The organism is Halanaerobium sp. MA284_MarDTE_T2 (genome assembly GCF_003337245.1).
Taxonomy (GTDB): Bacteria; Bacillota; Halanaerobiia; order Halanaerobiales; family Halanaerobiaceae; genus QPJE01.
The window spans coordinates 52,424-73,235 of record NZ_QPJE01000011.1; the positions used below are offsets into that span (position 1 = coordinate 52,424).

20 protein-coding genes are annotated in these 20,812 nt (G+C 33.4%); 16 read left to right on the plus strand and 4 right to left on the minus strand.

The genetic code is table 11. From position 1 onward, the window contains the following. The first annotated feature begins 85 nt into the window (after positions 1-85). The 4 genes from DFR78_RS06720 (at position 86) to typA (ending at position 3,504) form a co-directional block, all read left to right on the plus strand. Positions 86-613 (plus strand): hypothetical protein, encoded by a 528-nt coding sequence (locus DFR78_RS06720; RefSeq protein WP_114458072.1) that lies wholly within the window; start codon positions 86-88, stop codon positions 611-613. Between the two features lie 18 nt (positions 614-631). Next, entirely contained in the window at positions 632-1,093 is a 462-nt protein-coding gene (locus DFR78_RS12295; protein ID WP_114458073.1) for a hypothetical protein, read from the plus strand. 202 nt (positions 1,094-1,295) lie between these two features. Then, complete coding sequence (locus DFR78_RS06730; RefSeq protein ID WP_013406635.1) at positions 1,296-1,499, plus strand: cold shock domain-containing protein; 204 nt, start codon at positions 1,296-1,298, stop codon at positions 1,497-1,499. Positions 1,500-1,698: 199 nt separating this feature from the next. Then, on the plus strand, positions 1,699-3,504 hold the full coding sequence (gene typA / locus DFR78_RS06735; protein WP_114458074.1) for a translational GTPase TypA: 1,806 nt from the start codon (positions 1,699-1,701) through the stop codon (positions 3,502-3,504). 70 nt (positions 3,505-3,574) lie between these two features. On the opposite strand, the gene DFR78_RS06740 is transcribed toward typA, so the two are convergent. Together DFR78_RS06740 and DFR78_RS06745 are read right to left on the minus strand one after the other, a co-directional pair. Beyond that, entirely contained in the window at positions 3,575-3,898 is a 324-nt protein-coding gene (locus DFR78_RS06740) for an EscU/YscU/HrcU family type III secretion system export apparatus switch protein (RefSeq protein ID WP_114458075.1), read from the minus strand. 100 nt (positions 3,899-3,998) lie between these two features. Next, positions 3,999-5,570 carry a flagellar hook-length control protein FliK gene (locus DFR78_RS06745; RefSeq protein WP_114458076.1) on the minus strand — a complete coding sequence of 524 codons (1,572 nt, stop codon included), beginning with the start codon at positions 5,568-5,570 and terminating at the stop codon, positions 3,999-4,001. A 144-nt stretch (positions 5,571-5,714) separates the two neighbouring features. On the opposite strand from DFR78_RS06745, the gene DFR78_RS06750 reads away from it, so the two are divergent. Both DFR78_RS06750 and DFR78_RS06755 read left to right on the plus strand, forming a co-directional pair. Continuing rightward, positions 5,715-5,897 (plus strand): cob(I)yrinic acid a,c-diamide adenosyltransferase, encoded by a 183-nt coding sequence (locus DFR78_RS06750; RefSeq protein WP_233487008.1) that lies wholly within the window; start codon positions 5,715-5,717, stop codon positions 5,895-5,897. Between the two features lie 101 nt (positions 5,898-5,998). After that, positions 5,999-6,232 carry a hypothetical protein gene (locus DFR78_RS06755; protein ID WP_114458078.1) on the plus strand — a complete coding sequence of 78 codons (234 nt, stop codon included), beginning with the start codon at positions 5,999-6,001 and terminating at the stop codon, positions 6,230-6,232. 151 nt (positions 6,233-6,383) lie between these two features. Here the strand turns inward: DFR78_RS06755 and DFR78_RS12005 are convergent, their stop codons facing one another. Continuing rightward, a complete protein-coding gene (locus DFR78_RS12005) occupies positions 6,384-6,536 on the minus strand; it encodes a hypothetical protein (protein ID WP_199505572.1) in 153 nt (50 codons plus the stop codon). Positions 6,537-6,696: 160 nt separating this feature from the next. Between DFR78_RS12005 and DFR78_RS06760 the strand changes: the two genes are divergently transcribed. The 10 genes from DFR78_RS06760 (at position 6,697) to DFR78_RS06805 (ending at position 19,702) form a co-directional block, all read left to right on the plus strand. Next, positions 6,697-7,371, plus strand: a complete 675-nt coding sequence (locus DFR78_RS06760; RefSeq protein ID WP_114458079.1) for an HD domain-containing protein — start codon at positions 6,697-6,699, stop codon at positions 7,369-7,371. 693 nt (positions 7,372-8,064) lie between these two features. Further along, complete coding sequence (locus DFR78_RS06765) at positions 8,065-9,573, plus strand: ABC transporter substrate-binding protein (protein WP_114458080.1); 1,509 nt, start codon at positions 8,065-8,067, stop codon at positions 9,571-9,573. An 815-nt stretch (positions 9,574-10,388) separates the two neighbouring features. Continuing rightward, a complete protein-coding gene (locus DFR78_RS06770; RefSeq protein ID WP_114458081.1) occupies positions 10,389-11,891 on the plus strand; it encodes an ABC transporter substrate-binding protein in 1,503 nt (500 codons plus the stop codon). A gap of 616 nt (positions 11,892-12,507) precedes the next feature. Then, positions 12,508-13,473, plus strand: a complete 966-nt coding sequence (locus DFR78_RS06775; protein WP_114458082.1) for an ABC transporter permease — start codon at positions 12,508-12,510, stop codon at positions 13,471-13,473. Positions 13,474-13,485: 12 nt separating this feature from the next. Continuing rightward, complete coding sequence (locus DFR78_RS06780; protein ID WP_114458083.1) at positions 13,486-14,370, plus strand: ABC transporter permease; 885 nt, start codon at positions 13,486-13,488, stop codon at positions 14,368-14,370. A gap of 36 nt (positions 14,371-14,406) precedes the next feature. Then, positions 14,407-15,405, plus strand: coding sequence for an ABC transporter ATP-binding protein (locus DFR78_RS06785; RefSeq protein WP_114458084.1), 999 nt, complete (start codon positions 14,407-14,409; stop codon positions 15,403-15,405). A gap of 1 nt (position 15,406) precedes the next feature. After that, positions 15,407-16,375, plus strand: coding sequence for an ABC transporter ATP-binding protein (locus DFR78_RS06790; protein ID WP_114458085.1), 969 nt, complete (start codon positions 15,407-15,409; stop codon positions 16,373-16,375). 15 nt (positions 16,376-16,390) lie between these two features. Next, the gene (locus tag DFR78_RS06795) at positions 16,391-17,554 is read left to right on the plus strand and encodes a M20 family metallopeptidase (protein ID WP_114458086.1); all 1,164 of its coding nucleotides are present in this window, start codon (positions 16,391-16,393) and stop codon (positions 17,552-17,554) included. A 128-nt stretch (positions 17,555-17,682) separates the two neighbouring features. Then, the gene (locus DFR78_RS06800; RefSeq protein WP_199505573.1) at positions 17,683-18,867 is read left to right on the plus strand and encodes an amidohydrolase family protein; all 1,185 of its coding nucleotides are present in this window, start codon (positions 17,683-17,685) and stop codon (positions 18,865-18,867) included. 328 nt (positions 18,868-19,195) lie between these two features. After that, a complete protein-coding gene (locus tag DFR78_RS06805; RefSeq protein WP_114458087.1) occupies positions 19,196-19,702 on the plus strand; it encodes an FxsA family protein in 507 nt (168 codons plus the stop codon). Between the two features lie 64 nt (positions 19,703-19,766). Here DFR78_RS06805 and DFR78_RS06810 read toward each other — a convergent pair whose 3' ends face one another. After that, positions 19,767-20,369, minus strand: a complete 603-nt coding sequence (locus DFR78_RS06810; protein ID WP_369834938.1) for a zinc dependent phospholipase C family protein — start codon at positions 20,367-20,369, stop codon at positions 19,767-19,769. Positions 20,370-20,812 lie beyond the last annotated feature (443 nt).

Consider the following 20,812-nt stretch of genomic DNA (forward strand, 5'->3'; position numbering starts at 1 on the left):
GATGGGGCTTTTTTGTTGATAAATTTATTTAATAATGATATTGTTGTATTAATATATCAAACTAGTATATGAAGGAGCAATTATTATGGAAGATATATATGAATACAGCAAAATTAAATTTTTAGAGAAAATGTATACTCCCGTAGGAATAATAATTGCAGGATTTTTAGTTGATTTTTTCTATCCAGTTACAGGGAGATATCAGCAAATCTTAATCTGGATTGTTTATTTTTCAGGAATAATTCTCTTTAGTTTTGAGTCATTACCATTGATAGTAAAAACTTTTGAAACCTGGAATGAAAAAATTATTCTTACAAACAGGAGTATTATAATTAAAGGAAATAAAGATTTTGAGATGAAAATAATAAATAGAAAAGATATAAAAGAGGTTAAATTTACTGCTTTAAGAGTCGAAGGTTTTACTATTCCTCACAGAAGAAAATTAAAAAAAATAGATAAGAGTATTTATAAACTTCCTGGGAGAGAATTTATAATTGAATCTGAATCTGAAACTATAGGTGGACCGGTTGTTTTATATTTAGAACTTTTACCAGAACAATTTGTTGAAGATTTTATTAGGTGGTATCAGGCAGATGTGGCTTTAAAAAATTAAAAAAGGATAGATGCAAAAATGAGTAAAAATGAAATCGATTTTTCGCAGATAGAAGAGGCTCCAGAAAATGTAGAGTTTGAAGTTGGAGATGAAGTGGATATATTTATAGATCATTTTACTGATCTGGGAGTTAGAGTTGTTATTAACAATAAATATTTTGGTTTAGTTTATGAGGATGATATATACAAACACCTGGGTACAGGTATGAGAACAAAAGGGTATATAAAGAAAATAAGGGATGATAATAAGATAGATATAAGCTTAAGAAAAATTGGTTATGGTAAAGTTGAAGATGCAAAGCAAAAAATAATGGATAAGCTAAAGGCTAAAAATGGATATTTAACTCTAAATGATAATAGTTCTCCTGAAAAAATAAAAAAAGAACTGCAGATGAGCAAAAATACTTTCAAAAAGGCTATTGGTGGATTATATAAAGATAAAGTTATAGATATTACAGCTAAAGGAATAAAGGTAAAATAGATTATTCTATAAGACTGGGAGTTTTTGAAGATTAATATGTTAAAAATAACTAAAAATATGCGGGAATATGGTAATAGTAGAATTATTAAAAAATAAATTTAGATAATAGTTGACAGAAACATATAAGAATGCTATACTGTTGGAGATGGAGAAAAAAAATAAGTAAGATTTCCATCGTTAAAAAATAGGAGGAATTTATTTAATGATTTACACAGGAACAGTAAAGTGGTTTGATGGGAAAAAAGGATTTGGATTTATTGAAAGAGAAGATGGAGACGACGTGTTCGCACACTTCTCAGCAATTGAAGAGGAAGGTTTCAAAAATCTTGACGAAGGTCAGGAAGTAGAATTTGAAATCGTGGAAGGCGATCGCGGCCCACAAGCTGCTAATATCGTTAAATTATAAAGCAAGTTAAAGTTTTATAATATAGAAACAGAAACCCTGATTGCGTAATGTAATCAGGGTTTTTTGTTGATAGAAAAAGTTTTTTAGAAGATTAATATTCAAAATTCAGCAGTGTTAAACTGCCGGATCAGTTCAAAATTTCTTTGAGTTTAAAATTTAGAATAGATAAAAATTCGGCTTTATATAGAAAGGTTTTAATATGAATAAAAAAGAGATAATTAATTTAGCTGTAATTGCACATGTTGATGCAGGTAAATCAACTCTGGTGGATGCCTTTTTGAATCAGAGTGGAGTCTTTAGGGAAAATGAAGAAGTTGTTGACTGTGTAATGGATAGTAATGATTTAGAGAGAGAAAGAGGAATTACCATTTATTCTAAAAATTGTGCCATAGAATATAATGGTGTAAAAATAAATATAGTTGATACTCCAGGCCATGCTGATTTTTCTTCTGAAGTGGAACGAGTTATTAAAGCAGTTGATTCTGCTATTTTGATTGTGGATGCTTCTGAAGGGCCAATGCCTCAGACAAGATTTGTTCTAAAAAAATCCTTGGAAAAGGGTATTAAACCGATTGTATTTATTAATAAAATAGATAAAAATAATGAGCGAGCAGAAGAAGTTAAAGATGAAATACTTGATCTGTTTATTGATTTAGCTGCAGATGATGAGCAGTTAGAATTTCCAGTTATATATGGTATTGCAGTTGAAGGAAAAGCATTTTACAATCTTGAAAAAGAAAGTGAGGATCTGACTCCTCTTTTTGAAACTATTATTGATAATATAAATATCTATCCGGATTATGATGATAAACCACTGCAGATGCAGGTTTATGATCTTGCTTATGATAATTATCTTGGCAGAATAGGAATTGGTAGGATATATCAGGGCAGGATTGAAGATGGACAGCAGGTTGATATTTTTAAAAGAGACGGAACTATAAAAAGAGGTAAAATAACAAAGCTTTCTGTATATGAGGGACTTAAACAGAATTCCGTTGAAACAGCATATAGTGGAGATATTGTATCAGTAGCAGGTATCCCGGATATATCGATAGGTGAGACGATCTGTGAGATTAATAATGTTATTCCTATGCCGATGATAGAAATTGCAGAACCCACACTTGCTATGTATTTTCTGGTTAATGATTCTCCATTCGCCGGTCAGGAAGGGGAATATCTTACTACCCGTCATTTAAAGGCTAGACTAGAAAGAGAACTTGAAGTAAATGTTGGGCTCAGGGTTAAAAAAGCAGAAAGTGCAGAAGCTTTTAAAGTTTCTGGTAGAGGAGAACTTCACCTTTCGATACTGCTGGAAAACATGAGGAGAGAAGGGTATGAAGTTTCTGTCTCCAAACCTGAGGTTTTGATGAAAACAATAGATGGACGAAAAAATGAACCAATAGAGAAAGTTATTTTGGAGGTGCCTGAAAAATATTCAGGAACAGTAATTAATAAGCTTAACCAGAGAAAAGGCTTAATGCAGTCAATGCTGCCGGAAAATGATTATATTCGTTTAGAATATATGGTGCCTACAAGAGGTTTAATTGGTTTTCGAAGTGAATTTATAAACGATACTCGAGGTGAAGGAACTTTAATTAGATCTTTTGCCAGATATGAACCTTACAAAGGGAAAGTACCACAACGTCAGAACGGTGTTTTAATTTCCAATCAAGCTGGGACAGCAATGAGTTATGCCCTTTCCAATCTTGAAGAAAGAGGAGAAATTTTTGTTGAACCAGGTACTAAAGTTTATGAAGGTATGATTATAGGTCTTCACAATAGAGATAATGATCTAACAGTAAATCCATGTAAAAACAAGAAACAAACCAATATGCGGGCTTCTGGTTCTGATGATAATATCAGCCTTGCACCGGCTAAAAAGTTTACACTGGAGACTGCTCTAGAATTTATTGATGATGATGAATTAGTTGAAATTACTCCGGAAGCAATAAGGCTGAGAAAAAAGATACTCAATGAAAAGATGCGTTTAAGAGATAACAAATAGTTTTTAAAATAGGAGATAGAAAGAAAAATTATAATTAAATAAATTATTTGATAAAGATAATACAGGTAGTTTAAAACTGCCTGTATTTTTCGTCCAGACTATAGACAAAAGAAAGAATTTCAGCTATTACGCGGTATAGATCTTCAGGAATTTCTTCACCAATATCAAGTTTGGCCAGTACTTCGACAATATCTGAGTCATTTTTGATAGGGATATTTTCTTCTCGTGCTTTTTTTAAAATTTTTTCTGCTATACTGCCTTTGCCACTTGCAATTACTTTTGGAGCACTATCTTTATTTTTATTATATTTTAGGGCAACGGATTTTTTATCTTTTATGCTGTTTTTAGCTGTATCATTATCTTGATTTATATTTGAATTATTTGCAGAAGACATATTTTTAGCTCCTTTAATCTAAATAATAGATTTTTGCATAAATCAGAACAGGTGTTTCAATAAATATTTTTGCATTTTAAGAAATAAAAATTAGCTGAAGTCAGATTTTAACATCAATATGTGTATATTTATTTGCTTCAAATTGAATGTTATTTAATTCATTGAGTACAAGCTCATTATAAAATTTATTTCCATCAATATTTTTATCCGCATCTTCTAAAACATCTATACTTAAACTTTCCAGGTGATAATTAATTTTATTTAAGCTGGTTTTTAAAAGCTCTATATTGGCATCTATTATTTCAGCGGCAGTTTCAGATTCTGCAAAAAATTCTCCACTTATTGTACTTCCTTCAATACTTATATTACTCTGAATAAAACCCAAATTTTTCAGCTCTATAATAAAAGTTATTTTAAAAGCGCTTTTAGAATCCATTTCAGTTTTATTTCTGTTTGAATCTTCTATTTTTAAATAAAAAGGTTTAAGGTTTTTGTTATCTGCTATCTGTACAGGTATTTCTAAAGCTAGAAGAGCAGGATTGAGTTCCTGATTTTTTTCTAGATTAATTATTTTTTCTCCCAGTATTATTTCAGCTGCAGTTTTTTCTTCTCCATGTTCAGCAATTCTATTTAAAAGAGAAAAAATCTCTCCTTTTTTTTCCGATATAAGTTCCAGCTGTTCAGCTATTTGGGCTGGTGTATTATTTAATTTAATACTGAGATCATTTTTGCTGATTGGATTTTTTAGATTTTCATTTGAGGTACTCAGTATTTCATCTTTAATGTCTGTATTTTCTGCTAAAAAGTAAGTTTTATGCTGTGAAAATTTATCCATAATGATTTTTGTTAAATTTTCTGTAAGCGGGATATTATTTTTTTTCATAAATAAAAGTGATTTGATAGTAAGTAGTTTTTCATTACTGCTAAAATTATTATTATTTAAAAAGTCACTGAGAAAGTTAACTGTTCTGCTTTTAAAATCACTACTTATCTTATCCCAGCTGGAAAGAACTATATTTTTTGTTTCTGTTTCCAGTCTGCTGATTGAATCTGCTAATTTGGGATTTGTGTTTTCCATATTTTTGAGTAAGCTCTCTATCTGATCGGAATTATAATTTTTTTCTGAAAAAGTATTTCCATTTTGAATCGAATTCTGGCCCGAAATTTCTGTATTAACATTTTCAAAAACAGATAAAAGTTTTTGTGAATCCAACTGAGAAAGTAGATTTTTTGTGTTTTCACTGTTTAATAAAGATGGTCTGTTTACAATGTTGTTCAAAAGGCTGCTCAAATTGTTCTGATGAGAAAAAATTGTCTTTAAGGCATTAATTATTTTATCTGAATATGGAAGAGTGCTCTTTTCTAAAAAAGCAAAAGCTTTAATAACAGAAAGTTTTTCTCCTTCACTATCTGCAGGATTTTGGGCGAGATAACTCAAGAGATTCTGCACAGTCTCTTCACCTAATGGCATTTCTAGTTTGGCCCAGCTGCTTAAAAGCATATTCTGACTTTCATCTTCCAGCGAAGCCAGCAGACGAAAGATTTCAGGCAGAAGTTGGGTTTCTGCAGTTTCTGTTTTACCTTCATCTGTTGTAATGTTATCTGTGTTTAGTGCCTGTTTTAATATACCTATATCCACTTTTCTAATTGGCTGTAGAGACCCTAAATCCATAATTTTCACCCTATAATAAAATATTATAAAAATAAACTTCTACTTTAAACTTTCGCGATATTTTGTTGAAATCCTTTTTCAATGTTGTATACTAATAGAGAAAGAAGATAAATTAAGCAGGAGGTAATAATATTGCGGTGAATAGTGCATTTGTATACAGGTAGTGGTAAAGGAAAGACTACTCCAGCAATAGGTCTGGCATTTAGGATAGAAAATATTGATATAGAACAGTATGGTCTTGACTGTTTTATTGTCAATGAACCTGAAGAAAAAGACAGTAAAGCTGCTCCTCGGGGCTTAAAAGAAGTTAGGCTAGCCGTATATTGAAAAGTGGAGATTAAACATTTTTATCAGCAGGGTATTAAAGCTTGTGAAGGTATAGAAAAGTAGTGGAGATAAATTTAATTTTAAAAAAGGGGGTAAAATATATGGGAAAGTGCTGTGGAAACTGTTCATGTGGACATAATGATAAACAAGTTGTGGATTATATGGTACAGTATAAATTAAATTATTCAGAAACTAAACTCAGCAGAGATGAATTGGAAAAGAAATTACTTAGTATTGATGCTGTAGATCAATTTGAACTTGCTAAAGAACAGCTGGTTATATATTTTGATGATAAGCTCATTTCTCCAGAAGAAATTAAAAATATTTTGATTTAATTTATAAAATAATCCTTATTAGATAAATTTTGATATAGATAGAGAAATATGCTATATTATGTTATAGAAGTTAGGCACTAGAAATCCTGACGGAATTGCCCTCACGGATGAATAGTGCCTAATTTTGAAGTAATTAAATATTACTTTAAAATTATTCTTTTTCCTGGTTCTCATACTTATTAAGTACCATCTTCATACCTTCTTCCATTAAATCATTAGCATTGCAATCTTTTTTTAGAGCTAATATTCTAATTTTCTTATATAATTCTTCATTTAAAGTAGTGTTGACTGATTTTCTTGGCATACTGAACACCTCCTACAATTATTATACTATATAGTTGACAATATATCAATACAATAGTATAATATAGTTAACTTATTTACTTTTTAAATATATAACAGTAATTTTGGACTTTAAACTATTAGATTTGACGGAACTATAAATATAAAAGGAGGTACAGATTATGCTGACATTAAAAGATGTTAAAGAAAATAAAGATTTTAAACATATGATAAAACAGGCTAACAGCTATCTTTCGGAAAAAGGTTATACTGAACATGGATTTCGTCATGTAAATTATGTTTCAAAATATACTGAATTTATTCTCAGAGAGCTGGATTATGATGATAGATTGGTAGAGCTGGGAGCAATTACTGGTTATTTACATGATATTGGTAATATGTTCAACAGAAAACACCACGGAATATCTGGAGCCAATATTGTTTATACAGAACTAAGAAATATAGGGGTACCTTTAGAAGAAATAACTGCAGTTACTACTGCAATTGCGAATCATGATGTAGATATCGGGAAAGCAGTTAGCCCAATTACAGCAGCACTTATTCTGGCTGATAAAAGTGATGCACATAGAACTAGGGTAAATAAAAAAGACTCTACTTTTATTCATGATAGAGTTAATCTTGCTATTCAAAACTCAGAAATAGAAGTTGATTCTGAAGATAAAACAATAACTCTAAAAATTGATTATGATTCTTCCATAAGTCAGGTTATGGACTATTTTGAAATCTATCTTTACAGAATGGAGATGTGTAAGGAAGCTGCTTCATATTTAGGATGTCGTTTTAGACTGCTGATAAATGATTTAGAATTATTGGGTCATGTAAATTACCAGGAGTAGTTTTAGCAGCGGTTTTAAAGACTGGGAAAATATATTTTAAATTTACTGTATGTTTTTGGTAGAAAAATATTATGATGAGTTTTTGCAGAAATTTTTTATTGACAAATCAAATTATTTTTGTTATTGTTATTAAAAATATTAATAAACTGATAAATGTTGAACAGGAAAAGTAATTATGCAATTTTCTTTTACAGAGAAGCAGGTAAGCTGAGAGCTGCTGAAGAAAGTATAATGAAAACTCACCTGAGAGTTCCAAAGCTGAAGGCTGATAAAAGCTGCTAGGGTTTGGCGTTATTGCTGATCGTTAATTCGGCAGTCTGTCTCAGCAGAAGGCAGGCTTAAGCCATCAAAGATGGTATCCCTTTTTTCTTTGAAAAAGGGTTTTTTATTTTATATAGTAAATTATACTTTTACAGGAATGTAGATAAAATTTCTGGATTCATAATTTCCGACATCAATAAAATTTAACTTTACTGTAATAAAGAAGTCAGAAGGTAATTTTGTTTTATTTAGGGGGTGATAAGCAGAATTGGCAAATTTAATTAATAATTTATTTATTAAGAAAATGAGTAAAGTAGTATTTAGAAAATTAGAAAATAATTATTTAAAGTAAAGAGTATGTCAAGAACAAAATTTGTCAGATTAAAAAAATTAAAATAATTTTATCAGAAGAAGAGAGAAGGAGAGAATAAAATGTGTAATTTTAAGAAAATTTCTATCTTTATTATTTTTGTAATTATGATGGCTGCTTTTAGCAGTGGAGTGTTTGCAAAAACTGTTACTATTGCAACTTCCAATGATGCACTGACACTTGATGCATATATGCTTAGTGAAACACCGACAAACTCTGTAAATCATATGATATCTGAACCGCTTACATTTTTCGATAAAGAGATGAACGTTATACCAGGACTGGCAGAATCATGGGAAGCTGTAGATGATACCACCTGGATATTTAATCTGCGTAAAGGTGTAAAGTTTCATAATGGAGAAGAATTTACAGCCGAAGACGTTAAGTTTTCTATTGAAAGGGCCCAAAATCATCCCAAGTCACAGATGAAATCTTATGTAGCAGATATAGAAGAAGTAAATATAATAGATGAATATACAATAGAATTCAAAACACTTTATCCGACACCTATTCTGGCAAGAAAGCTGCAGTCAGTAGTTATGTATTCTAAAGATTATACAGAAGCAAACACTGATTCCCACATGCAGAATAATCCAGTTGGGACAGGACCATATATGGTTGAATCCTGGGAAAAAGATGAAGAAATGGTGCTGACATTTTTTGAAGATTACTGGAGGGAAAAACCTGAAGTAGATAGGGTTATACTGCGTCCGATTACAAATCCAGCGACAAGAGTTGCAGCACTGCTGAGCGGAGAAGTAGATATATTGATTGATTTACCAGTACAGGATGTTGAAAATATAAAGGAAAATGGAGGTGTTGAAGTAATTACACTTCCTGATCTGCGACTTATCTTCCTTGGTATGGAAACAACTGAAGGTCCTCTGGCTGATGTTAGAGTTAGAAAAGCAATTTATCATGCGATTAATGAAGATGCCATAGTTGAACATGTAATGAATGGGCACGCATATCCAGCATCACAGTTTTTTCCAGAGTTTGTTTTTGGATATAATCCTAATATAGAAAGGCTGGAATATGATCCAGAAAAAGCCAAGGAACTTCTGGCTGAAGCAGGATATCCAGATGGTTTTACCATACAGCTTGATTCTTCCAATGACCGTTATATAAATGACGGACAGACAGCACAGGCAGTTGCTATTCAGCTGGCAAGAGTAGGGATAAATGTGGAGCTTAATGTACAGACAAAATCTGCCCATTTTGATAAAGTGCTTTCTCGAAACACAGAGTTTTATCTTTTGGGATGGTCAACAAATGGTGATGGAGCAAGTGCTCTAGAAGCCCTGCTGCACACACCCGAAGGCAAATATGGACGGTTTAATCTTGGAGACTATAGCAATAAGGAGTTTGACAGATTAACAGAAGAAGCTGCTCAGACACTGGATCCAGAAAAAAGACTTAAACTTATGCAGCAGGCTGTTAAGATTGCAATGGATGATGTTGCACAGATTCCTCTGCATTTTCAGCAGCAGATATATGCTGTACAGAATTATATAGACTGGACACCAAGACCAAATAAATATTTGAAACCGTATGAAATAGGATTTAAGTAATATTTATTTTAAAAATTAATGTAATACAATTGTTTTTCCAGGGGTTTAAAAAACCCCTGGTTTTTTGATTTTAACTGGACTTTCCCCATTTTTTATATACTGCTGCAAAAAGGGGAGATGCAGGAATATTGAAATTTTTAGTCAATGAATCTTAACGAAATGAAGGAAGAAATAGGGTTGAACTGCAGGATGGAGTGAGCTAATCATGAGTCAGGAGGACTCATTGATTAGTGTGCCCTATTTCACACCCGAATTGAGTTTTAGATAAATCTAAAAATTTCGTTGATGACTAAAGCCCCCTTTTTGCAGCTTGAAAATAAATTTTGGGGAAACTCCTGTTGATTTTAATTCTTGACTTTATATAATATCTTTGTTATTATATATAAAATCAAATATTATTTAAAGCGTTGAATCAGGAAGAGTAATTATAAGTTTACTTTTATAAGAGAGCCGGATCAGCTGAAAACCGGTAAAGTAATTTATAATGAAAATCACCTGACAGCCGTAGAACTGAAATCATATGTACAAATATAATTTTAGTAAGTTCTAACGAATTTGCTGCGCGTTAAAGCAGCTGGCTCTCTGATTTATCAGGCAGCAAAAATCTGTAACACAAGGATGGTATCCCTTTTTCCTTAATGGAAAGGGATTTTTTATTTTACAGAGTTTTTAACCGTAATGGGAGCAGATAAGCAGATACAAGAAAGGAGGACAGAAATTACTATATAGTTTTAAAATTGAGATAAGATTTTGAAATTTATTGTTTGAAATGTAGTTTAAAATAATTAGAGTATAGAGAAGGAGAGAATATAATTATGAATTATAAACTGTTTTTGGTTCTTTTATTGACATTTCTACTGATTTTTAGTGCTTTATCAGTTTCTGCCAGAACACTTACTGTAGCTACTTCTAATGACGCTCTGACCCTTGATCCGTATATGTTGAGTGAAACTCCAACAAACTCTGTAAACTTTAATATATTTGAAGGACTTGTATTTTTTGACTCAGATTTAAATATTCTGCCTGGACTTGCAAAATTATGGGAAACAGAAGATGATACCACCTGGGTATTTCACCTCAGAGAAGGAGTTAAGTTTCATAATGGTGAAGAAATGACTGCAGAGGATGTAAAGTTTTCTTTTGAAAGAGCAAAAAATCATCCTAAATCTCAGCAGAAAAGTTCAGCCGCTGATGTGGAATCTGTATCTGTCCGGGACAAATATACTGTGGAATTAAAAACCACCTATCCTGCACCTGTATTAACAAGAAAGATACAATCTGTCGTTATTTATAATAAAGATTATGTTGAGTCAAACAGTGATCAGCATCTGCAGAATAATCCTGTTGGCACAGGACCATATATGGTCGAATCCTGGAATAAAGATGAAGAAATGGTATTAACCTTTTTTGAAGATTACTGGAGAGAAAAACCGGAAGTAGATAGAGCGGTTTTAAGGCCTATTTCCAATCCGGCTACGAGAGTGGCTGTACTTCTGAGTGGAGAAGTTGATGTTTTAATTGATCTACCTGTACAGGATATGGAAAAAGTAGAAAAGGCAGAAGGAGTCAATGTTATAAGCATACCTGATACAAGATTAATCTTTTTGGGCATGAATTATCAGGAAGGACCATTTGCAGACAAGAGAGTCAGACAGGCTGTTTATCATGCTATCAACGAAGATGCCATAGTTGAACATGTAATGAATGGCCATGCATATCCAGCTTCACAGCTTTCGCCAGATTTTGTTTTTGGTCATGATTCGAATTTAGAAAGATTAAAATATGATCCAGAAAAATCTAAGCAACTTCTGGCTGAAGCCGGATATCCAGATGGGTTTACAGTTCAGTTTGATTCTTCCAATGATCGCTACGTTAATGATGGTCAGATTGCACAGGCCGTTGCCATACAGCTGGCTCGTGTCGGTATAAATGTTGAACTAAATGTACAGACTAAATCTGCTCATTTTGATAAAATACTGGCCAGAAATACTGATTTTTATCTGCTGGGCCTTTCTTCCAGTGGTGATGGAGGTAGTGCTCTTGAGCTTCTTGTGCACACTCCTGATGATAAATATGGAAGATTTAATCTGGGCAATTACAGTAACGAAGAAATTGATAGTGTGATTGAAGAAGCAGCCAAGACAATAGATGAAGAAAAACGTTTAAAACTTTTGCAGAAAGCTGCCAGAATGGCAATGGAGGATGTGGTATTAATACCTCTGCATTTTCAGGAGCAGCTTTATGCAGTTAAAGAAAATGTAGACTGGACTCCAAGACCTGATAAATATTTAAAACTTTACAATATAGGGTTTAAATAAAATCAGCTGGATTTTAAGTATAAAAAAATATAATGGGGTAAAAGAGACCGTCCTAATGTCAGACACTTTTTATTTTATCTCTGAAAAATATTTTTTAATTATCTGAATAAAAAAATATTGACAAAGAGATCATAATTTGTTATTGTTATTTAAAATCTAATAAATAATTAGTTATTTTAAAGTGTTTGACCGGGAAAATTAATTATAATCAATCTTTTACAGAGAGCCAGATAGGCTGAGAACTGGTATTGAAATTGTAATTAAACTCACCCGTTAGCTGTAAAGCCGAACATTAGGCATAAGTAGGTTTTGCCGGGCCTGTTTTCCGTTATCCAAAACAGTTTATCTAAATAGATTTTGTATTTAGGTGGTACTAGGTTTTGCAAGGATGGTCTCCCCTTTTTTTCCTTACAGGAAAAGGGGATTTTTTGGTTTTTTTATAGTACAAAACAATACAATAGGAGGTGTTTAAGTAAAAATATCAGAATGTAGACTGGACACAAGGCCTGATAAATATTTAAAAATTTACAGTATGGGATTTTAAAAATAAGTATTATCCAGGGGAGAAATTTCTCTCCCGGAATAAATAATTGAGTAGTTGAGGAGGGATAAATCCATGCTAGAATATATTGGGAAACGAATATGGCAGACTTTAATTGTTCTGTTTTTGGTCAGTATTATTGTTTTTGTTATGGTAAATGTAAATGGAGACCCTGTTCAATCACTGCTTCCACCTGATGCAGAGCCGTGGGCAGTGGAAGAATTAAGGACATCTCTTGGTCTTGATAAACCACTGTATGTACAGTATTTTATGTTTGTAAAAAATGCTCTGCAGGGTGATATGGGAATTTCATATTATCAGCAGACACCGGCATTAAATCTTGTACTGGATAGACTTCCTAAGACAGTAGAACTGGCACTTGCTGCAATTTTGATTTCCATTATTATTGCGATTCCGGCCGGTGCATATGCTGCGGTAAAACCTGAAAGCCCGTTTTCTAAATTTATAATGTTTGGTTCACTGGCAGGGATTTCACTGCCGACGTTTTTATCCGGTATTTTGCTTATACTTATTTTTGCAGTTACTTTTTCCTGGCTCCCTTCGTCTGGAAGAGGCGATGCAGCTCAGTTTTTGGGTATGAAGTCGAGTCTGTTTACACTTGATGGCTGGAAACACATAATAATGCCGGCGGCTACTTTGGGTTTATATATGGTTGCAATGCTGATAAGACTTGTTAGGGCAGGTATGATGGAAGTTCTAAAACAGGATTATATTTCATTTGCTAAAGCAAAAGGTATGCCCGGCAGAATAATATATATTAGACATGCATTAAAAAATACTATGATTCCAGTTATAACAGTTATTGGACTTCAGCTGGGAAGGTTGATAGGATTTTCTATGATTACAGAGACTATATTTGCCTGGCCCGGAATGGGAAAATTGATTTTAGATTCTATTAATAGATTAGACAGACCCGTAATTATGTCATATATACTTGTTGTTGCAGTTATTTTTGCATTTATAAATCTAACAGTGGATCTGCTTTATTATTTCTTTGATCCAAGAATAGAGCTAAATTAGGAGGGGTAAAGAATGAGAGAGAAATTGAGAAAAGCCTTAAATTCAGATCTATTCTACAGCTACAAAAATAATAAGCTGGTTATACTGGCCAGCATTGTGCTTTTGTTGATAGTTTTTAGCAGTGTGTTTGCAGCTTTTATAGCTCCACATGATCCTTATAATCTTGCTTCTGTTTCACTAATGGACAGCATGAGGCCCCCATCCTGGATGGAAGGTGGAGTAGGGAAATTTGTATTTGGATCTGATCTTCAGGGAAGAGGAGTATTGAGTACAATTCTTTATGGTACAAGAATTTCTATAATGGTGGGACTTGCTGCAGTAGCTTTAGGTGGAACTGTAGGTGTTACACTGGGAATGATATCAGGATATTTTGGTGGTAAGGTAGATAGTGTAATTATGAGAATGGCAGATGTACAGCTTTCTTTTCCTACTACTATGATTGCAATTACAGTTATGGCCTTCTGGGGTCGGGGAATTTTAAAACTGATTATTGTTATAGGACTGGCTACCTGGGTAACATATGCCAGAACTGCCAGAGGTTCTACTTTATCTTTAAAAAATAGTGAGTTTATAGAAGCAGCAAAATTGATAGGAGTAAGTAAAACAAAAATAATTATGAGGCATGTACTGCCAAATATTTTGACACCCATTATAGTTATTGCCACAGTACAGATTGCACAGGTTATTATGCTGGAAGCAACATTAAGTTTTCTTGGTATGGGTGTTCCTCTAACTGAACCTTCTTTAGGATTGATGATTTCTGATGGGTATAAGAGGCTTTTAAGCGGCAGCTGGTGGCTTGTCATATTTCCCGGTGCTGTTCTTGTTATGATAGTACTGTCTATTAATGTTATTGGAGACTGGCTGCGGGATACTCTAAATCCAAAATTGAAATAATTTTTCTGCTGAGAAGCTAGAATAGGAGGAATAATAATGCAGAAAGAAAAAATTCTTGAAGTTAATAATCTAAAAACATATTTTTACACTCGAGAAGGGGTAGTAAAGTCGGTAAATGGAGTAAGTTTTGAAGTTAATAAAGGTGAGATACTGGGAATTGTTGGTGAGTCTGGTGCCGGAAAATCTGTAACTGGATTTTCTCTGCTGAGGCTTATTGAAGAACCTGGAGAAATAGTTTCAGGTGAGGTTAAATTTAAAGGTCAGGACCTGCTTAAAATGAGCGAAAAAGAAATGAATAAAATACGCGGCAATAAAATTTCCATGATTTTTCAGGATCCGATGACCTCTCTTAATCCTGTGCTGACAGTAGGACGTCAGATTACTGAAGTGCTTATATTTCATCAAAATTACAGCAGAAAAGATGCTCGAAGAAGAGCAGTTGAACTGCTGGAGATGGTAGGTATCTCATCTCCAGAAAAAAGAATAGATCATTATCCATCACAGTTGAGTGGAGGAATGAGGCAGAGGGTTGTAATTGCTATAGCATTGGCCAGTAATCCAGAAATTTTGATTGCAGATGAACCTACAACAGCTCTTGATGTAACTATTCAGGCACAGATTATAGGTCTGATGAAAAACTTAATCGATAAGTTTAATACTTCAATGATAATAATAAGCCATGATCTGGCACTTATCTCGGAAATTGCAGATAAAATTATGGTTATGTATGCAGGAGATATAATTGAATATGGGGATAAGGGTAAACTGATCAGTGAACCTGCCCATCCATATACACAGGGTTTGATTGACTCACTACCGGTGCTGGAAAGAGATCAGAAGCGCTTAAATCAGATAAAAGGTTTAATGCCAAGTCCGCTTGATCTCCCGGAAGGATGTAAATTTAAACCAAGATGTGATTATGCCGGTGATGACTGTCCAGAAGGCACAGAACTATTTGAAGTGAGCAAAGCTCATTTTGCCACCTGCAGAAAAGCTCAGTTTTTTTCTAAAAAACTGATGCGGGGAGTTGGTTAGAATGAGTCTGCTGAAAGTAGATAATCTAAAAAAATATTTTGCAGTAAGCAGCGGGTTTTTAGCCAGACTGAGAAAAAAAGAAAGTTATGTACATGCAGTAAATGGTGTTTCTTTTGATATTAAAAAAGGAGAGACACTAAGTCTTGTTGGAGAAAGCGGTTGTGGAAAATCAACAATTGGTAGAACAGTACTTGGGTTATATGAACCAACTGCTGGAGATATATATTATGACGGCCGTAGAGTGAATGATATGTCGGAAAAAGAAAAGTTCAAATTAAAAGAAAAGATGCAGATGATTTTTCAGGATCCTTATTCTTCCTTAAATCCCAGGCAGAAAGTCAAGGAAATAATTAGTGAGCCAATTAGAACACACAATATTGTTTCTAATGAGGAAATGGATGACTATATATTAAAACTTCTGGATAAAGTTGGTATTGATGAATCATACTTAAATAGGTATCCACATCAGTTCAGTGGGGGACAAAGGCAGAGAATTGGTATTGCCAGGAGTTTGGCTGTGGAGCCGGAGTTTATTGTTGCTGATGAACCTATATCTGCTCTTGATGTATCTATCCAGGCTCAGATATTGAATTTAATGATGGATCTGCAGGAAGAATTTCATTTAACTTATCTCTTTATTGCACATGATCTTAGTGTTGTCAAACACATCAGTGATCGAGTTGCTATTATGTATCTCGGCAAGGTGTTTGAGATAGGGGATAAAAAAGAGATTTTTGATCATCCTGTACATCCATATACTGAGGCACTTTTTGTATCCATTCCGAAACTTACAGAAAAAACAAAGGAAAATTTTGTATCACTGGAAGGCGATGTGCCTGATCCAATTTACTTACCCTCAGGCTGTTATTTTCACTCCAGATGTAAATATGCCAGCAATATATGCAGAGAAGTAGAACCAGAACTTAAAGAAATAGATGGAAGGCAAGTAGCCTGTCATTTATATGACTGAGAGGAGAGATAGGTAATGGAAATGATCTATAAAATGATTGATAAAAAAGAAGAAGCTATGATTAATGCAGTTGAAGAACTTGTTAATATTGACAGTGGTTCATATACAAAAGAAGGAATAGATAAAGTAATTTCTATAAATAAAGATGTTTTTGGAGATATGGGTTTTGAAATAGAAATTGATAGAAAGGAAAAGAGAGGAAATAATATGACGGCAAGAAAAAAAGGAGAATTAGATGGTAATTTCCTTTTTCTCTGCCATGTTGATACTGTTTTTAAAGAAGGAACCGCTGCGGAAAGACCATTTACTGCTGATCGAGAGAGTGACAGAGCTTTTGGACCTGGAGTATGTGATATGAAATCAGGAGTTGTAGTTTTGAGAACAGCTCTGGAGGCACTTTTTTCATCAAAACAGAAGCTGCCGGATATAACAGTTATATTAAATGGTGATGAAGAAATCGGTTCACCTTCGTCCAGGCCATTAATAGAGGCGGCTGCTGAAGAAGCTACCCACTGTTTTGTTATGGAGCCGGGCAGATCTGGAGATGATGTCGTTGTTTCCCGCAAAGGTGTAGGGATTTTTGCAATGGATATTGAAGGGAAACCTACACATGCAGGTTCAAATCATGCTGAAGGAGCAAGTGCTGTTGAAGAACTTGCTCGTAAAGTCCTTGATATTCACAGTTTGACAGATTATGAACGGGGAATTACTTTAAATGTGGGTGTTGTTGAAGGGGGAGAAAGACCAAATATTGTGGCAGAAAAAGCCCATGCAGAGATTGACTTGAGATTTGTAAAAAAATATCAGGGAACTGAAATGGAAGCAGAATTGAATAAAATTGCAGCAGAAACATATATTGATGGTACGAAAATAGAATTAAGTGGTGGAATAAATCGTCCACCTATGGAAAAAAATAAAGAAGTTGAGAATATGTATCAGGCATATAAAAAAGCTGGTGAAGAACTCGGACTTGACATAGGAGCTGTTTCTACTGGAGGAGCTTCTGATGGGAATTTTGTTAGTGATATGGGAGTGCCGACACTTGATGCATTAGGTGCAGTTGGTGGAAATGCTCATAATGATAAAGAATATATTGTTCTTTCATCTCTTAAAGAAAGAGCCAAGGTGCTGGCAGGTGGACTTATAAATTTAATTGAAGATATTAATGGTAATGGCTGAGTTTAGGATTGTGCATAATAATTTTTTGAATATGTTAAGATTCAGCATAATAGAAAATTTCTATAAATGGACATAAGTAAATAAAAGTAATTTTTTAAAAAAAGAGCAGAAGAGAAGGAGAGATAATTTTGAGAGCTTATAAAAATTTTAAGATGGTTGATGTTAAAGCAGGAAAAGTTGTGGAGAACTGTGTAATTTTAGTTGAAGGTGAATATTTTAAAGAAGTTGGAGCAGATGTTGATATACCAGAGGGAGTGGAAACTGTAGACCTCGTTGGGAAAACAGTACTGCCCGGCATAATCGATGCACATATACATTCACTTTCTGATGGTTCAGCTGATCCCCATAAAGTTCGTGAAGAAGAAAATGATGCATTTACAATTGTTAAAGCTGTCAGAAATATGGAAAAAACTCTTCAGTCTGGTGTTACTCATATAAGAGGGATGGGTGCATCCAATTTTTATGATCTCGGGCTTAGAGATGCAGAAAAGGCAGGTTTTTTATCAGGTCCAAGAATGCAGGTTTCTGGTAGATGTATTACAATGACAGGTGGGCATGGATACAAAGAAGGAAGAGAAGCTGATGGTACAGCTGAGGTTAGAAAAGCAGCCAGAGAACAGCTGAAAGCAGGTGTTGATGTAGTTAAAATAATGGCTACAGGTGGGGTTATGACACGAGGTGTAGAACCTGGTTCACCACAGCTGACTGAAGAAGAAATAAGAGCAGCAGTAGAAGAAGCACATAAAGCAGGCCGTAAAACTGCAACACATGCACAGGGAACTGAAGGAATTAAAAATGCCGTAAGAGCAGGAATTGATTCGGTTGAACATGGAATTTTTTTAGACAAAGAAGTGGTAGAAATGATGGCAGAAAGGGGAACATTCCTTGTGGCAACACTGGTGGCTCCATACTGGATTGTAGAATATGGAGTGGAAAATGGAGTTCCAGAATTTGCTGTTGAAAAATCCAAGAAATTAATTGATGATCATATGAACAGTTTCCGTATGGCAAAAGAAGCCGGTGTAAAAATAGCCATGGGTACAGATGCTGGAACACCATTTAATAAACATGGTAAAAATACATATGAATTAAAGAAAATGGTTGAAGCAGGTATGACTCCTCTTGAGGCAGTACAGGCTGCAACTCTCGGTGGGGCAGAGCTGCTGGAAGTTGAAGATGTTTTAGGTTCAATTGAAGCAGGCAAATATGCAGATATGGTAGTAGTAGATGGGAACCCACTGGATAATGTAGAAGATGTATTCAATGTAGAGGCAGTATACAAAGCTGGATCTCTGGTTGCAGGCACCTGTTAATAAAATTAAAAATTTGTAAAACTTTAATATTTAAATAATTATCTTCAGAAAAAGAGCTCTGCCTAAAATCAGAGTTCTTTTTTTTGAAAAATTTTTTATTCGGATAATAAAGGTATTAAGCGGTATTTAAAGAAATAAGTATAGAGATAAATAAATTTGGTATCAAATTTATGTTTAGTTTTAAAATTTTGCAGATGGGAAAAAATCAGATTGGATGTTAAATACCTGTATATGGTAAAAAAATTTTCTTAAAAATAAAATTGAAATTGGTAAATAGTAAAGTTTACCAGTAAACCTTGTGGACTTGCACCAGGGGAGGATCAATTAATTGTTTTTTAAACTACTGATGTTATTTGTAACAGTTCCACTAATAGAATTAATGCTTCTTATTAAAGTGGGAGAAATTATAGGGATTTTTAATACAGTACTGCTAATTATTTTTACAGGAATAACAGGAGGGAGTATTGCCCGCAGTCAGGGATATCAGGTTGTACGTAAAATAAGAAGTGATCTCAACAGCGGCAATCTGCCGGCAGATGAGATGGTAGGAGCCCTGCTGATATTGGCTGGAGGAATAATGCTGTTAACTCCGGGTATACTGACCGATGTCTCTGGCTTCGCTTTAATTTTACCATCTTCACGCAAAATTATTGCTAAATATGTAAAAGAAAGATTTGTTAAATATCTAAAAAGTGATAAGGTAAATGTCTATTATAATGGGAGCAGGTATAATAATAGTGCGGAAGATACCGATAGAAGTAATTTTTCTGGTGATGATTTTATTGATGTAAATTATGAAGATGTTGAAGAAGAGGAAGATGATAATAAAAAATAGAGAACTATTAAATCCGCCCACTATCGGGCGGATTTAATAGTTTATAATATGTTTTTTCTGTATTTTAAGCATTTTCTAAGACAAGTTTTCTTTCAACATTAAATGCTTTTGGTACTGCAAAGCTGCTGGCAAGTTCCATTTCATAGATTAATTTGTTTGTCATTAATATACATACTTTAAATGCAGAGTTTAAATCATTTTCAAAGCTCTGTTTATTTTTCAGAAACTTTTGATGTTCATTTTCGATAAATTTTTCCAAAGACATATCGTAAATAAATCCATTTTCAAAACTGTTTTCAAAAAAGTCATCCTCTAATTTGTGTGCAGCCCGATTTAAACGCCACTCACATAAAATATGCTTAACAGATCTTTCTATAAAATAGCTGTCATTATGTGCTCTTGTAAAAAAATCTGCAATATAATGATATAATTCACCCAGCTTAACAGAAAAGCTGAATTTGTTTTCATATGGATTGATATTTTTCATTGAGTCAAAATTCTCAAAAAATATCGCAATAGACTCATCTTTGAAATGGCTGATTTCATCTTTTACAAAATCGGGTTTAACACTACCAACTGCCAAGCCAAGTTTAGAAATTTCTATATCCCTTCTGGTGAAATAATTGTAAGCTTTATAAGCCAGAAGTTTATGTGTTCTTGCGTCCAGTTTGAATACCTCCTAAATATTTTTAATCGCTTTTTTTATAATAACATAAATTCGGCAAATAAACAAATAGAAATTTGTAGCAAAAATTTATCTGCTCTTTCTTGCTGCTATGATAATCTAGTCAACTTGCCTCAGACCCTGTTTTATGGTATAATATAGCAAAAACAGGAGCTATAGAATAAATAAAAGGATAAATAAATCATCGGTTTGAATTATTTCTGTGGCAACTAAGTCTGGTAAATTGACAAGTAGTGTTGTGGTAAAATTATTATGCATTTGCTAGACTCCTTTATGGATTTTTTGCTTATTCAAATGATTAATTCAACGGAGTTTGGCAAATGTATTTTTTGATTGTAACACAAAAACATTAAGCATATTCAATCTAAACTAAGCTTTTAAATCTAAAAATTAGTTCTCAACAACAAAAAAATTGAATATCACAG